A 20,769-nucleotide genomic window follows, 5' to 3' on the forward strand; every position below is an offset into this window, starting at 1 on the left:
GCGACGACCCGGACCGGCGGCGTTTTTCCCGTCGGCCCACTACTGCTACCTATGACCCTGGTAGGCGGGAGCCACACTGACCACGGCGCGACGTTCGGCGAGCGGGGTGGCCGCGAAGTCGTCGAGGAGTACGGCCGTCCGGACCGGGCGGTCGGCGCCGTGCGCAACGGCGTCGGCGTTATCGAGATGGGCTACGGCGTCGTCGTCGTCACCGGCGACGACCGCACCGAGTTCGTCGACAACGCTGTCACGAACAACGTTCCTGCCGTGGACGGCGAGGGCTGCTACGCGCTTCTGCTCGACCCGCAGGGTGGGGTCGAGACGGAACTGTTCATCTACAACGCCGGCGAGCGCCTGCTGCTGTTCACGCCGCCGGACCGCGCCCAACCACTCGTCGAGGAGTGGTCCGGAAAGGTGTTCATTCAGGACGTCGAGCTCCGGGAGGCGACCGAGGAGTTCGGCGTCTTCGGCGTTCACGGCCCGATGGCCACCGAGAAAGTCGCCTCCGTGCTCCACCAGGCGGGCGCACCGACGGGGACGTACTCCTTCGTCCGTGGCTCGATGGGCGACGCGGGCGTCTCCGTCGTCGCGGGTGACGCGCCCGCGGGCGAAGAGAGCTACGAGGTGATCTGTGCCGCCGCCGACGCGCCCGAGGTGTGGATGACGCTGCTTTCGCGAGGCAACGGCGCCGCGCCGTTCGGCTACAAAACGTTCGAGACGCTCACGCTGGAGGCCGGCACACCACTGTTCGAGTCGGAGATCCAGGGCGATATCCCGAACGTCGTCGGCCTGCGGAGCGCACTGGACTTCGACAAGGGCTGCTACGTTGGCCAGGAGGTCGTCTCCCGCGTCGAGAATCGCGGGCAACCGAGCCGTCGCCTCGCCGGAATCGGACTCGGCGGCGAGACGGTCAGCGCGGACGACCCCCTCCCCGACGCCGAGGCGGCGGTGTTCGCCGGTGATTCGGCGGTCGGCGAAGTGACGCGGGCGCGCTGGAGCCCCACCCGCTCGGAGCCCATCGCGCTCGCGCTGGTGAACTGGGGCGTCGACGACGTCTCCGCGGTCCGGGTCGCTGGCGAGGAGCGGCCCGCGGAGTACGTCGACCTGCCGTTCGTCGACGGGAGCGATCGCTCGGGACGGCTGCCGCGCTACTGAGCTGCCGGACCACTCGGTGAGGCGTCCGCTGACCCCCTGCTTTTCTGCCCGGAGCGATTACGATATCCATGCGCCGACGCGAGAGCCTCCGACTGTTGGCCAGCGGCGCTATCGCTGGCACTGCCCTCCCCGGCGTCGTCGACGCCCATCCGACCCCGTCAGAGACGGACAGCGATGGGTCACCGGCGCCGACGCGGACCGACGCCGGCTACGGCCCGCTGGGTCAGGTTGCGGTGACGGATGCGACGGAGGCTGTCGTCTCTGCCGATGGCTCGACGGCGTACGTTGCCGCCACCACCGGCTACGCGATTGTCGACATCTCGACGCCTTCGGAGCCGACAGTGCTCGCCGAGCGCCGCGATCTGCAGGCCGACCACGAGGACGGCCCGCTCGACGGGATTCACGACGTGAAGCAGGACGGTGACACGCTGCTGGTCGTCGGCCCGGCCAACGGGCAACGGGGGGAGTATCTCTCCGGCGTGCTCGTCGTCGACGTCAGCGACCCCACAGCGCCGACACACGCCTTCTACGAAACTGACTATCCGATCCACAACTGCGACCTCGTGGGTGATCGGGCGTATCTCACTGCCAACACGAGTGGGAGTAGCCAGCTCGACATCATCGACGTGGGTAGGGACTCCCCCACCCGACTCGGGACCTGGGCGCTGACGGCGCACGACGAGGCCTGGGCCGACGTTCCGTACCTGCTGCGCGTGCTCCACGATGTCTGGGTGCAGGACGAGGTTGCCTATCTCGCCCACTGGGATGCCGGCGTCTGGCTGCTGGACGTGAGCGACCCCACAGCGCCGGTGGTGCGAACCCATCTCGGGGAGCGCAGCGCCGAGGAGCTTCTCGCTGATGCTGCAGACCGGGCCCGCAGTGAACAGCTGTCTCTCCCCGGGAACGCTCACTTCGTCACCGTCGACGACGATGCCGACCTGCTTGCAGTCGGGCGCGAGGCGTGGGCGACCGCAGGAGCACCGCCGGAGGACGGGCCTGCAACGGCGGCGACGGACGGGACCGACGACCCAACGGACCCGACTGCGACGAACGAGACACGACCCCTGAGCGGCGGCCCGGGCGGAATTGATCTGTTCGATATCTCCGAGCCGGCCGCGCCCGAGAAGCTCGCGACCATCGACCCGCCGTCCACGGCTGAGCCGACTATCAGCGGGCGTTGGACGACCGCTCACAACTGCGAACTCCGGGACGGCGTGCTCTACAGTTCGTGGTACCGTGGCGGGGTCAAGCGCCACGACGTGCGGGACCCTGCGAACCCCGTCGAACTGACGTGGTGGGCCGACCCGCTCCACACGGAGTTCTGGACAGCCCGCGTCGGCGTCCCGGGCGAGACGTTCGTCGCCTCCTCGCGAGGGACGGAGAACACCCCGGCCGGACTCTACGTCTTCCCCGACGAGTCGGGAACAACGACGTGGGGGTTCGACGAGCGCGTGGGAGAGTCTTCGTCGACGACGGTGTCCGGAACCCAGTCACCGATGCCGACAGCGGCCCAGAGACCGACGTCGACACCGGCCACACGGTCATCGACTGTCGATGCACCCGGCCTGGGCGTTCTCTCGGCGCTGGCTGCACTCGGGCTGGGAGTGCTCGGGTGGCGAGAGCGTGATGGTGACTAGACCGGGGGGAGGGAGCCTCTCCGCGCTCGAAGCCACCCGAACGACCGTGATACAGTTTCATTAGTTCGGTCGGTCGGTTGCTGAAACCGCAAGCTATGGGTGTCTCGCTCACCAATACCGGGTAATGAGCGAAGAGACCCTCAAAGAACGCGTCGAAGAGTGGATGGTAGGTCAGATGCCCATCATCCGGATGCACGGGGGCCGGAGCATGGTTCGGGAGGCCGACCCCAAAACGGGGACCGTCAGCGTCGAACTCGGCGGCTCCTGTGCCGGCTGTGGAATCAGCGACCTCACGGCCCAGAACATCAAGCGAGACCTGATTCAGGATTTCGAGGAGATCGACGAGGTCCACGTGCTCGTCCCGTCGACGGGTGAGCAGGGTGAATCCACGGTCGAGGGCGGCCGCGGCGGCGAACTGCAGTACGCGACCGAGAGCGCGAACCACTTCTGAGCGGGTCGGCTGGGCAGTCCCGTGACACTCGGACTCTCGCTGGCTTCATGCGTGCTGGACCCCACATAGTGAGCTCGGAGTCGGACTCGCTACCGCAGCCGCCGGCTGTGCTTCCGGCGACGCCACCCCTACGCCCTTCGCCAGGACTGTCACCGTGACGTTCCAGAACGAGAGCGACTGGACGCTCGTGTTCACCGCCGCGGCGATTCCAGACGGGATGGACGGGGTCAGTATCGAGTACCGCGACGGGAGCGAGCGGACGCTCGCGGACGTCCCCAGGCGCCAGTTCCGCTCGACCGGCCGCTCCGGGATGAGTGTCGAGTTCACCGAGCTGCCCGCCGGCACCACAGTGGTCACGACCGTCACCCGGCCGTCCGTCGAGAACTCCATGCTGAGCCTCGGCGCCGGGACCTGCGGCGACGCCGGCGTGATGCGCGCGGAGGTGGCCGTCGGTGTAACCGGCTCGGTGCATCTCCAGACGGCCTGTGAGACGACGAGGTCCGCGTAGGCGGGCTTTGCAGCCTCAGAGCGCGTTCTGGATGCTCGCCGCAACCTGCCGTGCTTTCTGGGCTAACTCGGGGGAGACGTGGCCGGCCTCGACCGCCTCGTCGAGTTCGTCGTCGTCGACGCGTTCGACACGACCGTCTGCGTAGCGGAGCACGTCCACCTCCAGGTCGACGTAGCGGGCGGCGTCGGGAAACAGTTCGACGGACGTGCAGATGTTCACGTACGTCCCCTTGTGTTCGCCCGCCGCATCGCGATAGACGGTCGGGTACCACCAACGGCCTTCCCGGAACTTCGTGAGCGCGGTGTCTCCCTCCTCACGGGGGACCCCTAGCGCGTCGTAAGTGCCGCCGGGGGACATCTTGCGCTCGACGGCGATGGTGCCGTCCGGATCGTACTCGACAACCTCGCCCTTGCCGAGCACGATGCGTTGGCCGGCGGGCTTGCCGTGGTCGATCCGTACCTGGTCACCCACGGACGGACCGAACTGCTCGACGACGGTGGTGAAGGGGAACGGCTGGTCGGCGAGAAAGTCGGCACAGAGCGCCTCAGCGAAGTCGACGCCCGTGCTCGCGGCGTCGCTGCCGGCTTTGATGCGGTGGTGGCCCGGCATCGTCGCCGTCACCCCACGGCGCACGTCGTCGAGCGCGAACCGCGATTCTCTTCCGAACCAGACCCACGCGCCAGCGGTGGGCATTGCAACGGTCCGGATCGGGTCAATCTCCGCTCCGAGCGCCTCGTCCAACTCCTCGGCCTGTGCGTTCACGCGCTCGAGTCCGGATTTGAGGACGTCCATCCCTGCATCACGAGCATCGCGGTCCCAGACCAACCCCCAGCCGTCCGGGGGGCCGACCGAGAGGAGTTCGGTCATCCGGGCAAGCTCGCGGCCAGCAGCGTCGTCAGCACCCTCGACCCGGATGCCGCTGCTCCCGTTCGTCAGTGTCGCGAAGCCGGCGGTCACGCTGAACGGCTCGGTGTCGAGCACAGGCCGGCCGGTGCCCCACGGAGAGACAGCACTCGACACCTGTACACGGACGGTATCGCCTGTCCCGATGTTCCAGTCCACCCGGCGAGACGGGAGGTACCCCTCGATATCGCCGAGGTCGACGACGGCGCCGTCGCCGAGCGTGTCGGTCACCCGGCCGTCGAACACCGCATCCGCGGGCGCCGGGTCGGGCCAGGCGAGCGTGTCGATCTCGGTTCCGGCCAGTAGTTCCAAAACGTCAGACACCGCACCGGCGTCTCCTTCGACGCCAACCCCCTGCCTGTCGTCGGTTGTCTCGACTGACAGATCGTGGTTGTCGGGCGGGAGGTCGGCGTCGAAGCGCTCTCTGAGGACGGGCGAGCTCTGTACGACCTCGTAGCCGGCGTCGAGGAGCGTCCGGGTGAGAGCGGTGGCGTAGATTCCACGGATACGGACACTCGCCGCGCGATCGGCCGAACCGTCGGTCATGGAAGTGGGTTCGGGAGGGAGGGACAGGTAGGTGACGGTTCCGGCCGACGCGATGGCGTCCGCCAAGCCGTTCCGGCACCGCGGAAGATTAAGTTGCTCGCGTGTCTTTTCCCAGTATGGCGAGCGACCGCGATCCCGTCGAGGAATCGTCCACGAGCGGTGTCGACCTCTACGGGATCGCCACGTGGGAGCCCCGCTCGCGATTCGACCGGCTGGCGGCCAGGCTCTATCGGCTCCTGACGCTCACGTCCCGGGTCGTCATCGTTGGGGCGGCGTTCATCATCCTCGTCGCCATCGGCGGGCTCTCCGCCATCGCCGACCCACAGACGGCGGTGCTCACGCTGCTGTCGGCGGCGCCCGCGCTCGGCCTCGCTGGCTACGTCTGGTACACCGACGTAACCACCGAACCGCTCTCGCTGCTTGTGGGGACGTTCTTCCTCGGCGTCCTGACGGCGACGTTCGCGGCCGTGGTCAACAGCTCCCTGCAGCCATGGTTCGAGGGGCTGGCGTTTCTGGGCTCGGTACTGTTTTTCTTCCTCGTCGTCGGCCCCGTCGAGGAGACGGTGAAGCTGCTGGCCATCCGGCTGTTCGCCTACGGAAGTGACCGCTTCGACACCGTGCTCGACGGCGCGGTGTACGGCGCGATGGCTGGGCTCGGCTTCGCGTTCATCGAGAACGCGCTCTACATCCGCCGCAGCGTCCCGGTCGCGGACCTCGAGTTCGGCGTCTCGCTCATCGGCATCGGCGGCGGCATCACCGCCGTCCGGGCGGTGGCTGGTCCGGGCCACGTCATCTACTCGGCTTTCGCGGGCTACTACCTCGGGCTGGCGAAGTTCAATCCGGAGCACCGGGGTCCCATCGTTATCAAGGGGATCCTCATCGCGGCGTTCGTCCACGCCCTCTACAACTCGACGATCGATATCGCAACCGGCCTCATTCACGTCGGGACGGGGCTGCCGGTGCTCGTCTCGTTCCTGCTCTACGTCGTCGTCTACGACGGAGTGTGGGGCTATCTGCTGTTCAAGAAGATCCGGGCCTACCGGCACGCGTACGACAGTGCGGACGCTGGCGGCGATGTCACTGTCGATAGCTCGTTCGAGTTCGACACCCAAGAGCAAGAGGAACTGGAACGGAACTGAGCCTCAGTTTACAAAGCCGCGGCAAAGGCTCCACGCGGCCGACACGGGGTCGGCCGCAGGTCGCGGGCCGCGCCTTAGTTCAGCTTCTCGCGCGAGATGCCGACGCCGGTCGGCGTGATGACAATCTGGTCGTCACCTTTCTGAACGATATCACCGTCGACCTCCTGGGCAACCTGCCGGAGTTCGTCGATGATGCGATCACTCGCGCTGTCGGTGGTGGAGTGGCGCGTGATATCGGCGATGACGAGATCGCCGTCGTAGACGGCGTCCTTGATGGCGATGACGTCCTGCTGCCCGGAGATCTCCGCGAAGTGGACGCTCATGCTGCTGGCGCTACCTGCGCTCTCGAAGTCTTCCTGAAGGTCGAGTGTGACGTAGTCCTCGGTGTCGCGGTTGCCGCCGCCGCCGAGGATTTTGCTCATGATTCCCATACAACCGAGAACCAGTGCTGTCCCATTAGTTCTTGCGCCAGGCGTTCTCGTCGGTAGTTCGACAGGATTTTGACGCTCTCGGCCCACCCGTCGAAATATGCCCTCCCGCAGAGCCGCACTCATCGCGTTTGGTACCGGTGTCGCTGCCGCGACGGCCGGCTGTCTCGAACAACTCCAACCCGGCGCCACGAAGCCGCCGATCGACGGTCCCTGTGCTCCCGCTCCCGAGACGTGGTCGACCGCGGGCGGCGACGCCGGACGCACCGGACAGACCGCAACTGCAGCGCCACCGGCCGATGCCGACTCGTCACCGCTCCGACTCGGAACGCGCGAGGAGAGCGGGCGACGACTCGCCTCCTCGACGCCGGCTATCGGGAACGGAACGGCGTTCGTCTCCGTTGCCGGGGGCGTCGTCGCAGCCATGCCGGGCGATGAACCGCGCTGGGCCGCCGACCTCGAGGACCAGTTCGATGCGGTGCCGGCGGTCGGCTGTGGTGTCGTGTTCGCCGCTGGTCTGAACGAGACCGTGGCGCTGGACCCTGATACAGGCGAGGTGCTCTGGCGGCGCGACGGCGGCAGCCACGAGGAGACGACAGTTGCCTACCGGGACGGGACGCTCTACGTTGGCACCCACGGCCCGCGCGTCCTCGACGCCAGAACCGGCGAGGAGCGGTGGCGGGCCGACGGCGGCCAGACGCTTGCTGTCAGCGACGACGGCGTTTACGCCGCCGAGTTCAGCAACGGCGAGGGCGACCTCTACGGCTACGACCCCGACGGAGAAGAGCGGTTCCACCTCTCGCTCGGGAAAATCGTCGGTTCGCCCACCGTTGCTGACGGGACAGTGTACGTCGTCGACAACGACGGCACCGTTCATGCCGTCGACGCTGTGACCGGAGCGATGGACTGGTCCCAGTCATCGCTCGACAACGGGAAGCTATTCACCGGACTCGCGGTTCGCGACGGGACGCTGGTGCTCCCCGCGGGCCACGGCAGCACGAGCTACGGGATCGACACGGCGACGGGAGAGGTGCTCTGGGCACAGCAGACCGCGATGGTCACCGGGCGACCGGTGGTTGGGCCGGACTGGGTCGCGTTCGGCCGGACGAACGTCGGCGTCGCCGTGTACGACCTCGAAACCGGCGAACACCGGCGTACGTGGTCGCGCGAGGCGTACGACCTCGGCGTCATCAGGGGGCTCGTCCCGGTCCAGGACGGGCTCATCGTCGACGGCGGGGGTCCGACGGGGCTCAGCCTGCTTTCCTGAGTCAATTCCCGAGGCTGTGGATCCGAGCCGACTTCCGCAAGAGGACCACTTTTGCCGTCCCGGTCCCCACCGACGGCTGTGACTTTCAGTATCTGCGTTCGCGAGGAGTACGAGGACGAAGCGGGGGACGACCAGTTCCGGTTCGGGGTCGCCGTCACTACCCGACTGCCGGCGGTCGGGACGCTCTGTCCGTTCGCGTCCGAGAACGGCGCGGTGGCGACCCAGAGCCTGGTCAACGTCGAACTCGGCGAGAAGGGTGTCGAGTATCTCGACGACGGGCTCGCCGTCGAGGACGCGCTGCAGTCACTGCTGAACGCCGACGACGGCGCCGAGAACCGGCAGCTCCACGGCGTGGATGCCGACGGCACGTTCACCTTCTCCGGTGACGAGTGCAAGGGCTGGTACGGCCACACCAGTACCGACCGCTACAGCGTCGCGGGCAACCTCCTCACCGGTGAGGCGGTTATCGAGTCCGTGGCCGAGACGTACGAGGATTCGGGACGGGACGAGCCACTGGCAAAGCGCCTCGTTGACGCGCTGGGCGCCGGCCACGCCGAGGGCGGGGACAAGCGCGAGGACCTGCACGTCCAGAGCGCCGCGCTCAAGGTCCGGACGACGGAGGACGAGGAGCACTCGCCGTACTACAACGACCTGCGTGTCGACGCCACCGAGACGCCGGTTCAGGACCTCCGGGAGACCTACCGGCTGGCCAACGAGGGGTTCGCCGAGGCGATGGACCGCTACGAGGAGGCGATGGAGGAGGACGATATGGGCGCAGCCGAAGAGGAGTAACGAGGGAGGGAAACGGCGAGCGAAGCGAGCCGGCACACTGCCTTGGGAACGCTCACGAGTCGCGTTTCGAGGTGGTTTGTCTCCGCTCGCAGAGCGAGCGGAGTTTCCCCACCTCGGTGTTTCCGCCTCCCCCGGTTTGATAGGCACGCGCGAACATTCCTCGCCCGTGTCAGTAGACGAACCCACCGAGGACGCCCCCGAGGCCTACGGCGACCTCCTCGACCAGTACCGACAGATAAGCTACCTGAACGACGCCAGCGGCGTGCTCGGCTGGGACCAGCAGGTGATGATGCCCGAGGGCGGTACCCCGGCCCGAGCGAAACAGCTCTCGGCGCTCTCCTCGGTCACCCACGACCTGATGACCAAAGACGAGTTCGCGGACGCGCTCACGGCCGCCGAGGATGCCGTCGACGACTTCGACGAGGGCCAGCGCGCCTCGGTCCGGGAGATCCGCCGCGACTACGACCGCACCGCCGACGTGCCGAGGGAGTTGATCGAGGAGCTCGCCGAGACGACGACCGAGAGCCAACAGATCTGGCAGGACGCGAAAGCCGATGACGACTTCGAGATGTTCGCTCCTCGCCTGGAGAAACTCAAGGACCTCTCGAACCGCCGGGCGAACCACATCAGCCCCGACCAGCCGTCCTACGAGGTGCTCTACGAGGACAGCGAGCCGTATCTCCCCCTCGAGCGCACTGAGGAGATCTTCGACCGGCTAAAATCCGAGCTCGTCCCGCTCATCGACGAGATCACCGAGCACGGCGACGAGCTGGCGTCGCCGTTCGCCGGCGGCGAGTATCCCGAGGAGAACCAGCAAGCGCTTTCGGAGGCCGCACTCGACCTCATCGGCTACGACCGGGACCACGGTCGGCTCGACGCCTCGGCCCATCCGTTCACCTCCGGCAACCAGTTCGACGCCCGCGTCACCACACGCTTCAAGCCGGACGACCCCATCGACGCGCTGACGGCGACGATTCACGAATACGGCCACGCGAGCTACATGCTCGGGCTCTCCAAGGAGAACTACGGCACGCCGCTTGGCTCCTCGCTCTCCTCGGGCGTCCACGAGTCCCAGAGCCGCTTCTGGGAGAACCACCTCGGTCGAACGAAGCCGTTCTGGGAGTTTTTCCTCCCCACGGCCAAAGAGCACCTCGACGGCATCGACGACGTGACGGTCCAGGAGGCCTACGAGGCCGTCAACCGCATCTACCCGAACAACCGTATCCGGGTGGAAGCGGACGAGCTCACCTACCACCTCCACATCATCCTCCGATGTGAGATCGACCGCGCCTACGTCGAGGGCGACCTCGACGTCGAGGAGATTCCCGAGGTCTGGAACCAGAAGATGGGCGAGTATCTCGGCGTCACGCCGGACACCGACGCCGAAGGCTGTCTGCAGGACATCCACTGGACCTCCCGGTTCGCCGGCTTCCAGGGCTACACGATCGGCTCCGTCCTCGCCGCCCAGCTCGACGCCGCGATGCGGAAGGACGTCTCCGATGTCGACGACAAGATCCGAAACGGGAACTTCCAGCCGATGCGTGACTGGATGAACGAGAACGTCCACGCCCACGGGCAGAAGTACCCGACCGACGAGCTCGCCGAGGAGGCAACAGGCGAGCCGCTGACGGCGGATTACTTCCTCGACTACGTGAACCAGAAGTTCACCGACCTCTACGGGCTGTAAGGCGCTGAACGCGTTTTTCTCAGTCTTCTTTGTGCGGGTTTGACCAGCGGTGGGAGCTGTCGCACTCACCTACAACCTCGTGAATCTCGACATACTCGTGAACTACGACGACGAAAACGCACCCGTCCGGCTATAATCCAGAGCAGGCCACCGTGACTGGGAAGCCAAATTCCTCAAGTGGTCTGTCGGAACGGGACAGAAAGCGATTCTTCCTGGTGAAAGACACCCTCGCTGTGAAAGAGGCCGCTGAGCGAGGCGTGGAGCGTCAGTTGTCGCCACCTGTAACAGAGTCACGTTTCGGTGTCTGAAACGTCGGCTAACTGCGGATCTCCTCTCCTCTCATAAGGTTGGAAACGAGTAGCGAGTAGCCATCTCGTAGATGGAGCCGGTCTGCTCCTCACGATCTCAGCACCCCTGCAACTGATCCGGAAGCAACTCGGAAAGTTCAGTATCTCACAAAACTAATCAGCTGATATTACGGTAATATCACTTGTCCTACTTTGTGAGGTACTGAAGTTAGACCACCTCAGTCGTCCAGTCGTCGGAGTGCCTCGTCGCCACGATCGGTCGTGACGTAGTAGGTGTGCTTGCGGTGGGTTTCGTCCTTGGGCTTCAGTTTCCGCTCAGTCCCTTTGATTGTGGACCCCTCGTATTTGGTGACGAGACCGATCTGTCGGAGCGCACGGTAGAGGTGACGAACGTATTCGAACTCCATGTCTAATTCCTCAGCAGTCATACGCGGGTAGTCCGGCCCGCTACGCGCCAGCCGCTGGACGAGTATGTGTCCATCGGGAAGGTGCCGTAGGACGTTCACTGCCCCCTCGGGCTCGTCGAGAAATCGGAGGAGATGGTCGCCGTCCCGTGAGAGTCGGTAGTAGGTGTGGTGCTGGCGGACTTCGTCGGCCTGCTTGGCTTTGACGCGTCGCTGTTTGACCGTTCCCGATTCGACACGTTCGAGCAACCCTGCTGTCTCCATTTCCTCACACAGCGATTCGACGTGGTCGCGCTGCGCATCGAGGTGGCCGGCCATCGACCGCGGGTAATTCCCTTCGACGGCGTCGAGATGGTAGCAGATCAGGTAGGCGACGGGGTCGGCCGGTAGCGGGGCCAACTGGCCGACGATCTGCTTTTCGCGTTCGAGTTCGGCTTCGAGGTGCTTGACCCGCTCGTACCGTGATTGAGCGTTGCTCGCTGGATCGTAATCGAGATTGAGCGTGACGTCGATCGAGTCCCCGCGTGGCGTGTCGAGTGTAATCGTCAGTTCTCCGGTCTCCCAGTGGGCACCGGACTCGGACCGAGCCCGATTCAACGCCTCCTCGACCTGCTGGAAACGCGTCATAATCGTGTCTGCTTCCAGGCGGAGGCGGTCGATTTCGGCCTGCGAAACCATCCTCATTGAGTGGTTCTAGCCTGTCCGTTTGAATCCATCGTATCGGACTTGTCTCTGGGCATTTCGAGACCTCGTTCGGGATCTGGCTGTGGACGACACCGGAGGGTTTCAATGATGAACTGGTTGCTCGCTGGAGGTTTCACATGTTCCTTCGTCTGTGTTCTGACGGCGTGCGTGCGCGCTCTACCGTCGACACCACCAGTAAACGTCCGGAACGCTGTTGATAACTCTACGAAAACCGTGTGGGTGGCGTCATCGACACATCATTGCCAACATGACGCAGAGTGGGCCGAGAATCACGCCAACTGAGCGTCCGATTAGCCGACTGCCAGCACGACCATCTCCGACGGGAGTCGCGTCCGTATCTCGACTGGAACCGACTGATTCAGGCCGATAGCTCTGTCGACACCATCAACAACTGATAGGAACGGCGTGCGAGATATCGGGAAGCTACACGCCGCGAGCGACCGGAGGGAGCGAGCGGGACCGCGGCACGGCCGGTGAACCCTTTCCCCGATTGAGGGGTTCGACGAACTCCTGAAGACCGAACAGCGTTCCTCCCAACCTGAGAACCCATCCACACCGAGGGCGAAGGAGCAAAGAGCCACCACCCCCTACCTCCATTCAGTGAAGGAGTACGAGCGCAAACAGCTCCTCGAACGCGTCGAGCGCGAAGCTGCCACCGTCGGCGCCGAGATCCCCGACGAGATCGACGTGCAGGGAGAGACCATCGACCTCCGGACGTTCGTCTTCGAGATCAAGCGCCGGGACACCATCCCCGAAGGGGAACGCGAGCGCGTCGACGAGGCAAAGAAGAACCTCCGCCGCGAGCGGCTACAGCGCTATCAGCGCATCGAGAACGAGAGCGAGCTCAGCTTCGAGGCGGGCGAGGAACTTGTCAGGAGCATCATCGGTATCGACCGGGCGCTGAACGCGCTCGAACAGCTCCAGCCGGTCGACCTCGAAACCGAGGCCCAGCGCCAGCAAGCCGTCGACCAGAAGCGCTGGATGAACTTCCTCAAGCAGGCGCTGGGCCAGGACGACGACGGCGACCGGAGCGGTGGGCGCGGCTCGCTGTAACCTGCTAGGAGGACTTTTTACTGCGAGGAGAGCGCATCGCCCCAACACCGAACTACCCCCACCTCGAACCCCCACCAATGCCCACGAACGACGAACTCGCCACCCTGCTCGAAGAGATGGCTGACCTGCTGGAGGCGAACGGTGTCGACTACAAACCGACCGCCTACCGCCGCGCCGCCGAGAACGTTCGGGAGTATCCCCTCCCGGTCGAGGAACTCGCCGAGGAGGGTGAGGACGCGGTGAGCGAGATCAACCGGGTGGGCGACGCCATCGCGAGCAAGCTGGTCGAGTACGTCGAGACTGGAAAGATCGCGGAACTGGAGGAGCTGCGGGAGGAGCTCCCCGTCGATATCGTGGGCCTCACGAACGTCGAGGGGGTCGGCCCCAAAACCGTCGGCTCGCTCTACGAGGCGCTGGGCATCACCGACCTCGAGGAACTGGAAGCCGCGGCCGAGGCCGGCGAGATTCAGGAGATCACGGGGTTCGGCCCGAAAACCGAGCAGAACATCCTCGAGGGCATCGATTTCGCACGACAGGCCCGTAAGCGGACGCTGTTGGGGACCGCCCGGCCCCTCGGCGAGGTCGTTCGGGAGTATCTCTCGGGCGTCGATGCCGTCGACGAGACTGAGCTCGCGGGCTCGAACCGCCGCTGGCGCGAGACCATCGGCGACGTGGACGTGCTGGCCGCCAGCGACGACGGCGAGGCGGTCGTCGACGCCTTCCTCGACTGGGAAGACACTGCCGAGACCATCGAGGCCGGGACGACCAAGGCGAGCGTCCGCGCGGGCTCGGGTATCCGGGTCGACCTCCGGGTCGTCGACCCCTCCGAGTTCGGGGCCGCACTCCAGTATTTCACTGGGAGCCGAGATCACAACATCCGACTGCGCAACCGGGCTATCGACCGCGGGCTGAAGATGAACGAGTACGGGATGTTCGACGTGTCGGACGTCGACGACGCCGACACGGGTGAGGGAACCAGCGGTTCCCGAACGTCGCCGGACTCCGCTGGCGAACGCCAGCGCGTGGGCGAGCGCGTCGCCGGCGAGACGGAAGTCGGGATGTACGAGGCCATCGATTTGCCGCTCATCCCGCCGGAGCTCCGGGAGAACGTCGGCGAGGTTGACGCTGCAGCCGCAGACGAACTCCCCGACCTCGTCGAGGAGGCCGAAATCCAGGGGGACCTCCACAGCCACACCGAGTGGTCCGATGGCGACACCACGGCGGAGGAGCTCGCCATGGGCGCCGCGGAGTTGGGCCACGACTACATCGCGATAACCGACCACGCGGAAGGCCCCGGCGTTTTCGGCAACACCGGGCTCTCCGACGAGGCGATCCGTGAGCAGCGGGCGGCCGTCGAGGGGGCCCGAGAGGCCGTCGGAGACGCGGGTCACGAGTTCACGATCCTCCACGGCATCGAGACGAACATCGACGCCGAGGGCGGGCTCTCGACACCCGACGAACTGCTCGCGGCGCTCGACATCGTCATCGCCTCACCGCACGCCGCACTCGACCAGGACCGCGAGGACGCGACCGAGCGCCTCGTCGCCGCCATCGAACATCCCCAGACAGATATCCTGGGCCACCCGACCGGCCGGCTCATCAACCAGCGCCCCGGACTCACCCCCGAGTTCGAGCGGCTGGCCGAGACGGCCGCCGAAACCGGCACCGCACTCGAGCTCAACGCCAATCCGAACCGACTCGATCTATCCGCGGATGCGGTCCGGGTCGCAGTCGACGCCGGCGCTATCATCGCTATCGGTACTGATGCCCACCGTCCAGGCGCGTTCACGGAGAATCGCTTCGGCGTCCACACTGCCCGACGCGGCTGGGCCGAGACTGAAGACGTGCTCACGACCCGGGATATCGACGGGGTGCGCTCGTTCCTCGAGGCGTCGCCGTGAGCAGCGCTGGGAGCGACAGCAGGGACGAGCGGTTTCTCCTTGACGTGATGCTCGGAAAGCTGGCGACGTATCTCCGGATGTGTGGCTACGACGCCGCCTACGCGCTCGACCGGGGAATCGAGGACGACGAGCGTCTCCGGGAGATCGCAGCCGAGGAGGACCGCACGCTGCTAACCAGGGACGAGCAGTTGGCCGACCGCACCCCGGACGCGCTGCTGCTCACCGAGCAAGCGGTGACCGATCAGCTTCGGGAGCTTGTCGATGCCGGCTTCGACCTCTCTCTCGCCGACCCGCCGGTTCGCTGTGGCTCCTGCAACGGCCTACTCGAGCGCGTCGCCCACACCGGCCGACAGAGTGCCGGCGAGCGCGTCGCCCACACCGGCCGACAGAGTGCCGGCGAGCGCGTCGCCCACACCGGCCGACAGAGTGCCGGCGAGCGCGTCGACGACGAGCCGACGCCGGAGCATGTCCCCGACGACGAGATGGTGTTCCGCTGTCGGGACTGCGGGCAGTGGTTCTGGCGCGGCTCACACTGGGACGATGTCGAGCAGAGGCTGGCCTCGCTCTGAAACATCGCGGTGACGGACGCGCCGGTTACTGGGTGCGCGCGGTGTAGTCGTCGCAGGCCTCCATGTCGTCCATGACCTCGCTGTGGGCATGACAGTACGGCTGCATCCCCTGGTCGGTCTGGACGTACTCGAACTGCTTGCAGGAGCCGCAGTAGCTGTCCCGGTCGCGGCCGCGTTTGGGCTGGTTCTTCGGGCCAATCCTGCTGGGCTCCCAGTCCTCGTCGCGGAGCGGGGAACGACTGGAGGTTCCGTCGACGTTCCCCCCCGGCGTGTCTCGCTTGTGGGTGCTCTCGACGGTATCGACCGATTCGGACTGACCCGAACCGCTCCGCTGCCCAGTCGCGTCCGCGTCGCGGCGGTTCGGTTTCGAGCCTGGTGAGCTTTGGCCACCGGTCGGAGTCCTGCCACTTGCGGGGCCGCGCTCTCCGCTGGACTCGCTCTCGTCGTCCGAGGAGCCACCCTGGACGAGCACGTCGTCGCTCACGTCGGTGACGGTGTCGCTCGACGCGCCGCCGTCAGCGACGCTGCTGGCTGTGTTCCGGTAGACGGTGCTTCCGTCGTCGCCGTCCCCGCTGCGGGCGCCCGGCCGGTCCGGCCCCTCGACGTCCTCGGTCGGGTCGCCGAGCACGCCCATGCTGCCCGAGAACTTCGAGAGTTCGGATTTGGGCACCTCGATCACGCGGGTTTCGCCCTGTGAGGTCACCTCGACCTGGGCGGTACCGCCGGGGTTGTTCCGGGATTTGAAGTTCGCGATGCCGGTGAACAGACACCAGAGTGTCGTCCCCGCGCCTGCGAAGTAGATGAGGGCGACCGGAAGCGTCAGCATCGACTGGTTCGGGCCGAGACAGTTCGTCCCGGACCACTGACAGGGGAACGCGTGAGTGAAGAGGGCAACCCCGAGCAGCGAGAGAGCGGCGCCGATGAGGGCGGCGATGCGGGTGTTGCGCCCGGATGGGAGGATTGCGAACGTGCCGAGAAACACCGCTGGCACGCCGATACCGGCGAGAATACCGGCCCATTCCCGAGCGACCGTGAGCGGCTGGACGATCTCCGTTGCTCCGACGATGATGCTCACGATGATCAGGAGAGCGCCGATGGAGAACAGCCCCAGCCCCGCGTACAGCCGACGGAGGCTAGTCTGGAACTCCGCATCGGGCGTATACACCTCCGAGAGACTGGTCATACGGTTCAAAACCGTGCCCTACGGTAAAAAAACGTGCGTCAGACAGACGTCAGACCTGAACGGTCCGCCGAGCGCCCGGGGGCTGCATCGAAAGGATTACTGTTCGGACGGTTCTTCTCCCCGGCATGAGCGACGACGAGAGCGAGGAAGACGCCGAGCCGGCGGTCGAGCTCGGGACCGCTGGGACTGTCGAGGGCGCCCCGCTTGCCCGCGTGGTCTCCAGGCTCACATGGCCCCAGGAGCGGAGCCGCATCATCGAGAAAGAGGGCGATGCAACGATTCGGACGCCTGAGGGACCCCAAGAGCTCGAACCGGTGCTCGAGGAGACAGGCATCTCCTACTTCGAGTCCCAGCAGGAGTTCACCGAGGCGGTAACGGACGTCGTCGGTCGCGGCCCCGTCATGACCGAGTAAGTCCGCAAAACACGTCCCAGGCTGCTTTTCTGCGTCAGAACTCCGTGAGACTCGACTGCAGTCCCGTGCTCATCGTCGACTTTCGCCGGAGCGCTGCGGCCGAGATGGGGAGATGCTGGGCGACGTTGCACACCGCGCGGTCGAAGGAGTCGGCCGTGCCGTACTCGCCCTCGAAGGCGTGGCGGACCGCCTCCCGGACCTGCCAGACACCAACCGGGCCCCAGTAATCGTCAGAGACGTGCCGGAGGACGAGCACCTTCGCCTGCCGGCCGATGTCGGAGAGATGTTCGAGCACGCCCAGCCGGGCCGCGTAGTACGCGCCCGCCGTCTCGTCGACGTAGCTGGTCCGCCCCTCGAACCCTTCGTGGGCGCTAGCGAGATAGGTTCCGGCGGTCGGGTCCGGGTTCCAGATGCTCCCTGGCGCCTTCATCTCGACGAGTTCGTACTCCCAGTCGCCGGGCGCCAGGATCACCCAGAACCCGTTGCCGAGATACTCGTTGTGCCACACCTGGACGGCGTCGATACTCCGGTTCCCGCGGAGGGTCCCGCGGAGATACTGGCCGACGGTGTCGTCGACGGCGGTGATGGACCACCGTGTCGGGACGAGTTTCCGGTTGGCGGCCTGTCCGAGTGCCCCGGCCGAGAGGATGGTGTTGATCTCGTAGACGTCGAACCCGCGGCGGTAGAGATAGTTGATCGCGCCCTGGGCCTGCCAGTCGTCGTCCTCCAGGGTCTTCTCGACGGGCCGCGGGACGTGGGGGTTCTCGGTGAGGTCCGCGGACTCGGCCGTCGCTCGCGGCCCCACCGGCGTCGCCACATCGTCGCGGGAGACGTCGTAGTCGATATCCGGACGACCGTTGAGACCGACCTCCACACTCACCGGCCGGTCGGCGATGGCGATCTCTCGCTGGACGCCGGTGAACCCGTCCCAGGCGTCGTGCACATCCACGTTGACGCCGGTTCGGCTCGAGTTGAGCAGGCTGGTCCGACGCTCGAACACGTCGGCGATACCCACGCCCTCGTCGTACCATTCGCCGCTGGTCTCGAACCGGCCGGCCTCCTCCTCGTGACCGACCGGTGAGAGAATCCCCGTCGAGACGTTCGGATAGCTCGACCGGCCGACGAAGATCGACGGCGAGACGCTTCCGACCAACGAGTCGCCGCTTACGTGCTCGTCGAACCGGCTTTCGAACTCCTCGAGCTGGTCGAGTATCTCGTAGTTTTTTTCCTCGGCGAGGCGACGGCGCTCGGCAGCTTCGTCCACCTCGTACTCCAGATACTCGTCCAGCCGCATTCGGTCGAAATGGGTGCTACAGCGGCTTGAAAGTTCCGTGCTCCCCATGCAGTCCCTGGATGGCCGTGGCGAACAGGTGCCGCGCTCCCTTCGCCCGGTCGGTGCGTCACGCACCCGCCTCGGCCGACCGGGCGCGACTGGTCAGTGCATAGGGGGAGTGGCCCCGTTTTGGGGGATAAACTCTCGGCGCTGTTGGGAGGTCGGTTGAACGCGCGCCACCCCGGTTCGGGTCGATCTTCTCCTCCTCCAGAATCAGCCCTGTGGGCTCGCGACTCCGCTCGCCATCGGATGAGCGACGGCTGTCGTCGGGCGAACGAACGGGCTTAGGAAGGGTGGGTCCATAGCGAAGCTATGCCGACACTCTCCGTCGATCCGGAGGTCGCTCACGAGCGGCTCCGTGCGGCCGGCGTCGATATCCAGCCGGGGAACACCGAACACGAACGCTGGCGTGCCGAGCACGGCGACGCCGTCGCGGTCGCCTACGACGACAAGGTCGTCGTCCAGGGTGCATCGCCCACCGACATCACGCTCCTCATCCGGCAGGGAGGCGGTCGTGCCCACGCCTACTTCGACGGCGCGAGCCGAGGGAATCCCGGCCCCGCAGCCATCGGATGGGCCATCGTCAGTAGCGACGGCATCCTCGCCGAGGGCGGCGACCCCGTTGGGCGGAAGACGAACAACCAGGCCGAGTACGACGCGCTCATCCGCGTGCTCGAGGCGGCCCGCGACCTGGGAATCGAGGAACTCGACATTCGCGGGGACTCCCAACTGGTCGTCAAACAGCTTCGGGGCGAGTGGAACACGAACGACCCGACGCTCAAGGAGAAACGGGTCCGGGCACGGGAGCTGCTGACCGACTTCGACCGCTGGGACATCGAGCACGTTCCGCGGGAGATAAACGACCGCGCCGATGAGTTAGCGAACGAGGCACTCGATGACGCCTGACCGAGACACAGACGCGGCGAGCCGGGCGGAAGCCGTCCGGGACGCCGTCGACGACGAGACCGAGACCGACGAGGAGCGCATTCCGGATATCCCCGAAGACGCTGTCAGGGAGGCAGAGCGGCTGACGCGTCTCGCCAGAGCCACAGCCCAACGCGAGGCGGGCGGGCAGGAGGACGCCCCGGAGCGCCCGGCTGAGGCACCGTCAGAGGCCGACATCTACCGTGAGCGCCGTGAGGCGCTCGTCGCCGACCACGAGTACGAGAGTCGCATCAGGGAGGAGGACGACACGCTGGTGCTCTATCCGGAGGAGTGGCTGGAGGACGGCGTCGTCCAGTTCGACCGGATCGAGGAGACCGACCGCGGCGTCGAGGTGAGCCTCTCGGGTGCCGGTGACCCCGAGCAGTGGCGAGACGTGGCCGACCACAACGACGCGCTCGTCGACGCCGTCGCCGAAGAGTACGGCGAGGCCCACGCCGCCAACGCACGGGCGTTCGCTACGTTCATGAACAACCACTACGCGAAAGAGATCGAACGGGCAACGGCCGACGAGGTAACGGAGTTCCTCGATGAGTACTATCCGCGGAACAGCTGGCCCTCCGAGATGGAGGCGTCGCTGGTCGAGGAGTCCGTCAAAAAACTGTTTTCGGTGGCCGATACGGAGCGGACGGTCGTCAGCAGCCGGAGCTAACCGTTACTCCTGCTGGTCGACGATCGCACGGATCTCGTCGGCGCGGCTCTCGTCGGTTACGTACCGGGAGAGGCTCCACTCGAGCTGGTCGAGCACGGCTTCGCGGCCGAGTTCGGTCAGCTCGTACTGGTTCGTTCGCTTGTCGAGTTCGCTCTTCTCGACGAGCTCCATCTCGACCAGGTCGTCGAGGTTGGGGTAGAGTCGGCCGTGGTTAACTTCCGTCCCGTAGTACGCTTCCAGTTCGCGCTTGATGGCGAGACCGTACATCGCCTCCTCGGAGAGGATGACGAGAATGTTCTGTTGGAACGCCGTAAGGTCTCGCGCGATTCCCGATTCGTCACTAACTGATTCTGCCTCTGACATTGTTGGATTCGGCACTAACCATCCACCCTCGGAGCCATCACGGCGCCCCCTGTTCGAGAGTGCGTACCGCCGCCGTTCGGCAGCCCCTTCCCGTGATACACCGGCTCGAAAGGTGTTCGGATAGTGCTCATGAAATTATATAAGTCGTAGCGATAAAGGATTTTCGCTCTAACAAGTATATCCCGAAAGGCCTTTGCCCGGCTTGGGGGAATCGTAGAAAGCATGACGAACCTCTGGGAAGACCTCGAAACGGGGCCGAACCCGCCCGAGGAGATCTACGCTGTCGTGGAGTGTCTCAAGGGCGACCGAAACAAGTACGAGTACGACAAGGACGTCCCCGGCGTCGTTCTCGACCGTGTGCTCCACTCGAACGTTCACTACCCCTCCGACTACGGCTTCATTCCGCAGTCCTACTACGACGACGAGGACC

Annotated in this window: 22 protein-coding genes; 16 read left to right on the plus strand and 6 right to left on the minus strand. The window is 65.9% G+C overall.

The genetic code is table 11. The features are described 5' to 3' along the window. Positions 1-51 precede the first annotated feature (51 nt). The 4 genes from V5A38_RS05860 to V5A38_RS05875 all read left to right on the plus strand — a co-directional run bounded on the left by V5A38_RS05860 (position 52) and on the right by V5A38_RS05875 (position 3,751). Positions 52-1,155 carry a glycine cleavage T C-terminal barrel domain-containing protein gene (locus tag V5A38_RS05860; RefSeq protein ID WP_332324809.1) on the plus strand — a complete coding sequence of 368 codons (1,104 nt, stop codon included), beginning with the start codon at positions 52-54 and terminating at the stop codon, positions 1,153-1,155. A 68-nt stretch (positions 1,156-1,223) separates the two neighbouring features. Next, entirely contained in the window at positions 1,224-2,792 is a 1,569-nt protein-coding gene (locus tag V5A38_RS05865) for a hypothetical protein (RefSeq protein WP_332324810.1), read from the plus strand. Positions 2,793-2,916: 124 nt separating this feature from the next. Further along, a complete protein-coding gene (locus V5A38_RS05870) occupies positions 2,917-3,243 on the plus strand; it encodes a NifU family protein (RefSeq protein ID WP_332324811.1) in 327 nt (108 codons plus the stop codon). Positions 3,244-3,397: 154 nt separating this feature from the next. Continuing rightward, positions 3,398-3,751, plus strand: a complete 354-nt coding sequence (locus tag V5A38_RS05875; RefSeq protein WP_332324812.1) for a hypothetical protein — start codon at positions 3,398-3,400, stop codon at positions 3,749-3,751. 15 nt (positions 3,752-3,766) lie between these two features. Here the strand turns inward: V5A38_RS05875 and V5A38_RS05880 are convergent, their stop codons facing one another. Then, positions 3,767-5,200: a DUF402 domain-containing protein gene (locus tag V5A38_RS05880; RefSeq protein ID WP_332324813.1), complete on the minus strand. Its 1,434-nt coding sequence runs from the start codon at positions 5,198-5,200 to the stop codon at positions 3,767-3,769. Between the two features lie 116 nt (positions 5,201-5,316). Between V5A38_RS05880 and V5A38_RS05885 the strand changes: the two genes are divergently transcribed. Further along, positions 5,317-6,339 carry a PrsW family intramembrane metalloprotease gene (locus tag V5A38_RS05885; RefSeq protein WP_332324814.1) on the plus strand — a complete coding sequence of 341 codons (1,023 nt, stop codon included), beginning with the start codon at positions 5,317-5,319 and terminating at the stop codon, positions 6,337-6,339. A gap of 74 nt (positions 6,340-6,413) precedes the next feature. Here V5A38_RS05885 and sepF read toward each other — a convergent pair whose 3' ends face one another. Beyond that, entirely contained in the window at positions 6,414-6,770 is a 357-nt protein-coding gene (gene sepF / locus V5A38_RS05890; protein ID WP_332324815.1) for a cell division protein SepF, read from the minus strand. A 97-nt stretch (positions 6,771-6,867) separates the two neighbouring features. Here sepF and V5A38_RS05895 point away from each other — a divergent pair, with 97 nt between their 5' ends. The 3 genes from V5A38_RS05895 to V5A38_RS05905 all read left to right on the plus strand — a co-directional run bounded on the left by V5A38_RS05895 (position 6,868) and on the right by V5A38_RS05905 (position 10,513). Beyond that, the gene (locus V5A38_RS05895) at positions 6,868-8,034 is read left to right on the plus strand and encodes a PQQ-binding-like beta-propeller repeat protein (RefSeq protein WP_332324816.1); all 1,167 of its coding nucleotides are present in this window, start codon (positions 6,868-6,870) and stop codon (positions 8,032-8,034) included. A gap of 78 nt (positions 8,035-8,112) precedes the next feature. Further along, positions 8,113-8,826, plus strand: coding sequence for a DUF1028 domain-containing protein (locus V5A38_RS05900; RefSeq protein ID WP_332324817.1), 714 nt, complete (start codon positions 8,113-8,115; stop codon positions 8,824-8,826). Between the two features lie 166 nt (positions 8,827-8,992). Then, on the plus strand, positions 8,993-10,513 hold the full coding sequence (locus V5A38_RS05905) for a carboxypeptidase M32 (protein ID WP_332324818.1): 1,521 nt from the start codon (positions 8,993-8,995) through the stop codon (positions 10,511-10,513). Between the two features lie 526 nt (positions 10,514-11,039). Here V5A38_RS05905 and V5A38_RS05910 read toward each other — a convergent pair. After that, the gene (locus V5A38_RS05910; RefSeq protein WP_332324819.1) at positions 11,040-11,903 is read right to left on the minus strand and encodes a DUF2250 domain-containing protein; all 864 of its coding nucleotides are present in this window, start codon (positions 11,901-11,903) and stop codon (positions 11,040-11,042) included. A gap of 284 nt (positions 11,904-12,187) precedes the next feature. On the opposite strand from V5A38_RS05910, the gene V5A38_RS05915 reads away from it, so the two are divergent. From V5A38_RS05915 to V5A38_RS05930, 4 genes are all read left to right on the plus strand, one after another. Continuing rightward, the gene (locus V5A38_RS05915; protein ID WP_332324820.1) at positions 12,188-12,325 is read left to right on the plus strand and encodes a hypothetical protein; all 138 of its coding nucleotides are present in this window, start codon (positions 12,188-12,190) and stop codon (positions 12,323-12,325) included. A 205-nt stretch (positions 12,326-12,530) separates the two neighbouring features. Next, positions 12,531-12,983 (plus strand): DUF5788 family protein, encoded by a 453-nt coding sequence (locus V5A38_RS05920; RefSeq protein ID WP_332324821.1) that lies wholly within the window; start codon positions 12,531-12,533, stop codon positions 12,981-12,983. Between the two features lie 77 nt (positions 12,984-13,060). Next, positions 13,061-14,884: a helix-hairpin-helix domain-containing protein gene (locus tag V5A38_RS05925; RefSeq protein ID WP_332324822.1), complete on the plus strand. Its 1,824-nt coding sequence runs from the start codon at positions 13,061-13,063 to the stop codon at positions 14,882-14,884. Next, positions 14,881-15,453 (plus strand): Mut7-C RNAse domain-containing protein, encoded by a 573-nt coding sequence (locus V5A38_RS05930; RefSeq protein WP_345786273.1) that lies wholly within the window; start codon positions 14,881-14,883, stop codon positions 15,451-15,453. Before V5A38_RS05925 ends, V5A38_RS05930 begins: the two co-directional genes overlap by 4 nt. 25 nt (positions 15,454-15,478) lie before the next feature. Here V5A38_RS05930 and V5A38_RS05935 read toward each other — a convergent pair whose 3' ends face one another. Then, positions 15,479-16,636 (minus strand): ribonuclease BN, encoded by a 1,158-nt coding sequence (locus V5A38_RS05935; protein WP_332324823.1) that lies wholly within the window; start codon positions 16,634-16,636, stop codon positions 15,479-15,481. A gap of 125 nt (positions 16,637-16,761) precedes the next feature. Between V5A38_RS05935 and V5A38_RS05940 the strand changes: the two genes are divergently transcribed. After that, positions 16,762-17,049, plus strand: a complete 288-nt coding sequence (locus V5A38_RS05940) for a DUF5789 family protein (protein ID WP_332324824.1) — start codon at positions 16,762-16,764, stop codon at positions 17,047-17,049. 34 nt (positions 17,050-17,083) lie between these two features. Here the strand turns inward: V5A38_RS05940 and nreA are convergent, their stop codons facing one another. Beyond that, the gene (nreA, locus tag V5A38_RS05945) at positions 17,084-18,343 is read right to left on the minus strand and encodes a DNA repair protein NreA (RefSeq protein ID WP_332324825.1); all 1,260 of its coding nucleotides are present in this window, start codon (positions 18,341-18,343) and stop codon (positions 17,084-17,086) included. Between the two features lie 351 nt (positions 18,344-18,694). On the opposite strand from nreA, the gene rnhA reads away from it, so the two are divergent. Together rnhA and V5A38_RS05955 are read left to right on the plus strand one after the other, a co-directional pair. Further along, positions 18,695-19,288 carry a ribonuclease HI gene (gene rnhA / locus V5A38_RS05950; protein ID WP_332324826.1) on the plus strand — a complete coding sequence of 198 codons (594 nt, stop codon included), beginning with the start codon at positions 18,695-18,697 and terminating at the stop codon, positions 19,286-19,288. Next, the gene (locus V5A38_RS05955) at positions 19,278-19,976 is read left to right on the plus strand and encodes a hypothetical protein (RefSeq protein ID WP_332324827.1); all 699 of its coding nucleotides are present in this window, start codon (positions 19,278-19,280) and stop codon (positions 19,974-19,976) included. Before rnhA ends, V5A38_RS05955 begins: the two co-directional genes overlap by 11 nt. A 3-nt stretch (positions 19,977-19,979) precedes the next feature. Here the strand turns inward: V5A38_RS05955 and V5A38_RS05960 are convergent, their stop codons facing one another. After that, positions 19,980-20,339 (minus strand): PadR family transcriptional regulator, encoded by a 360-nt coding sequence (locus V5A38_RS05960; RefSeq protein WP_332324828.1) that lies wholly within the window; start codon positions 20,337-20,339, stop codon positions 19,980-19,982. A 222-nt stretch (positions 20,340-20,561) separates the two neighbouring features. Between V5A38_RS05960 and V5A38_RS05965 the strand changes: the two genes are divergently transcribed. Then, positions 20,562-20,769: inorganic diphosphatase (locus V5A38_RS05965; RefSeq protein ID WP_332324829.1), on the plus strand; the 208-nt coding region annotated here is incomplete at its 3' end.

The organism is Halolamina sp., from assembly GCF_036626355.1.
Taxonomy (GTDB): domain Archaea; phylum Halobacteriota; class Halobacteria; order Halobacteriales; family Haloferacaceae; genus Halolamina.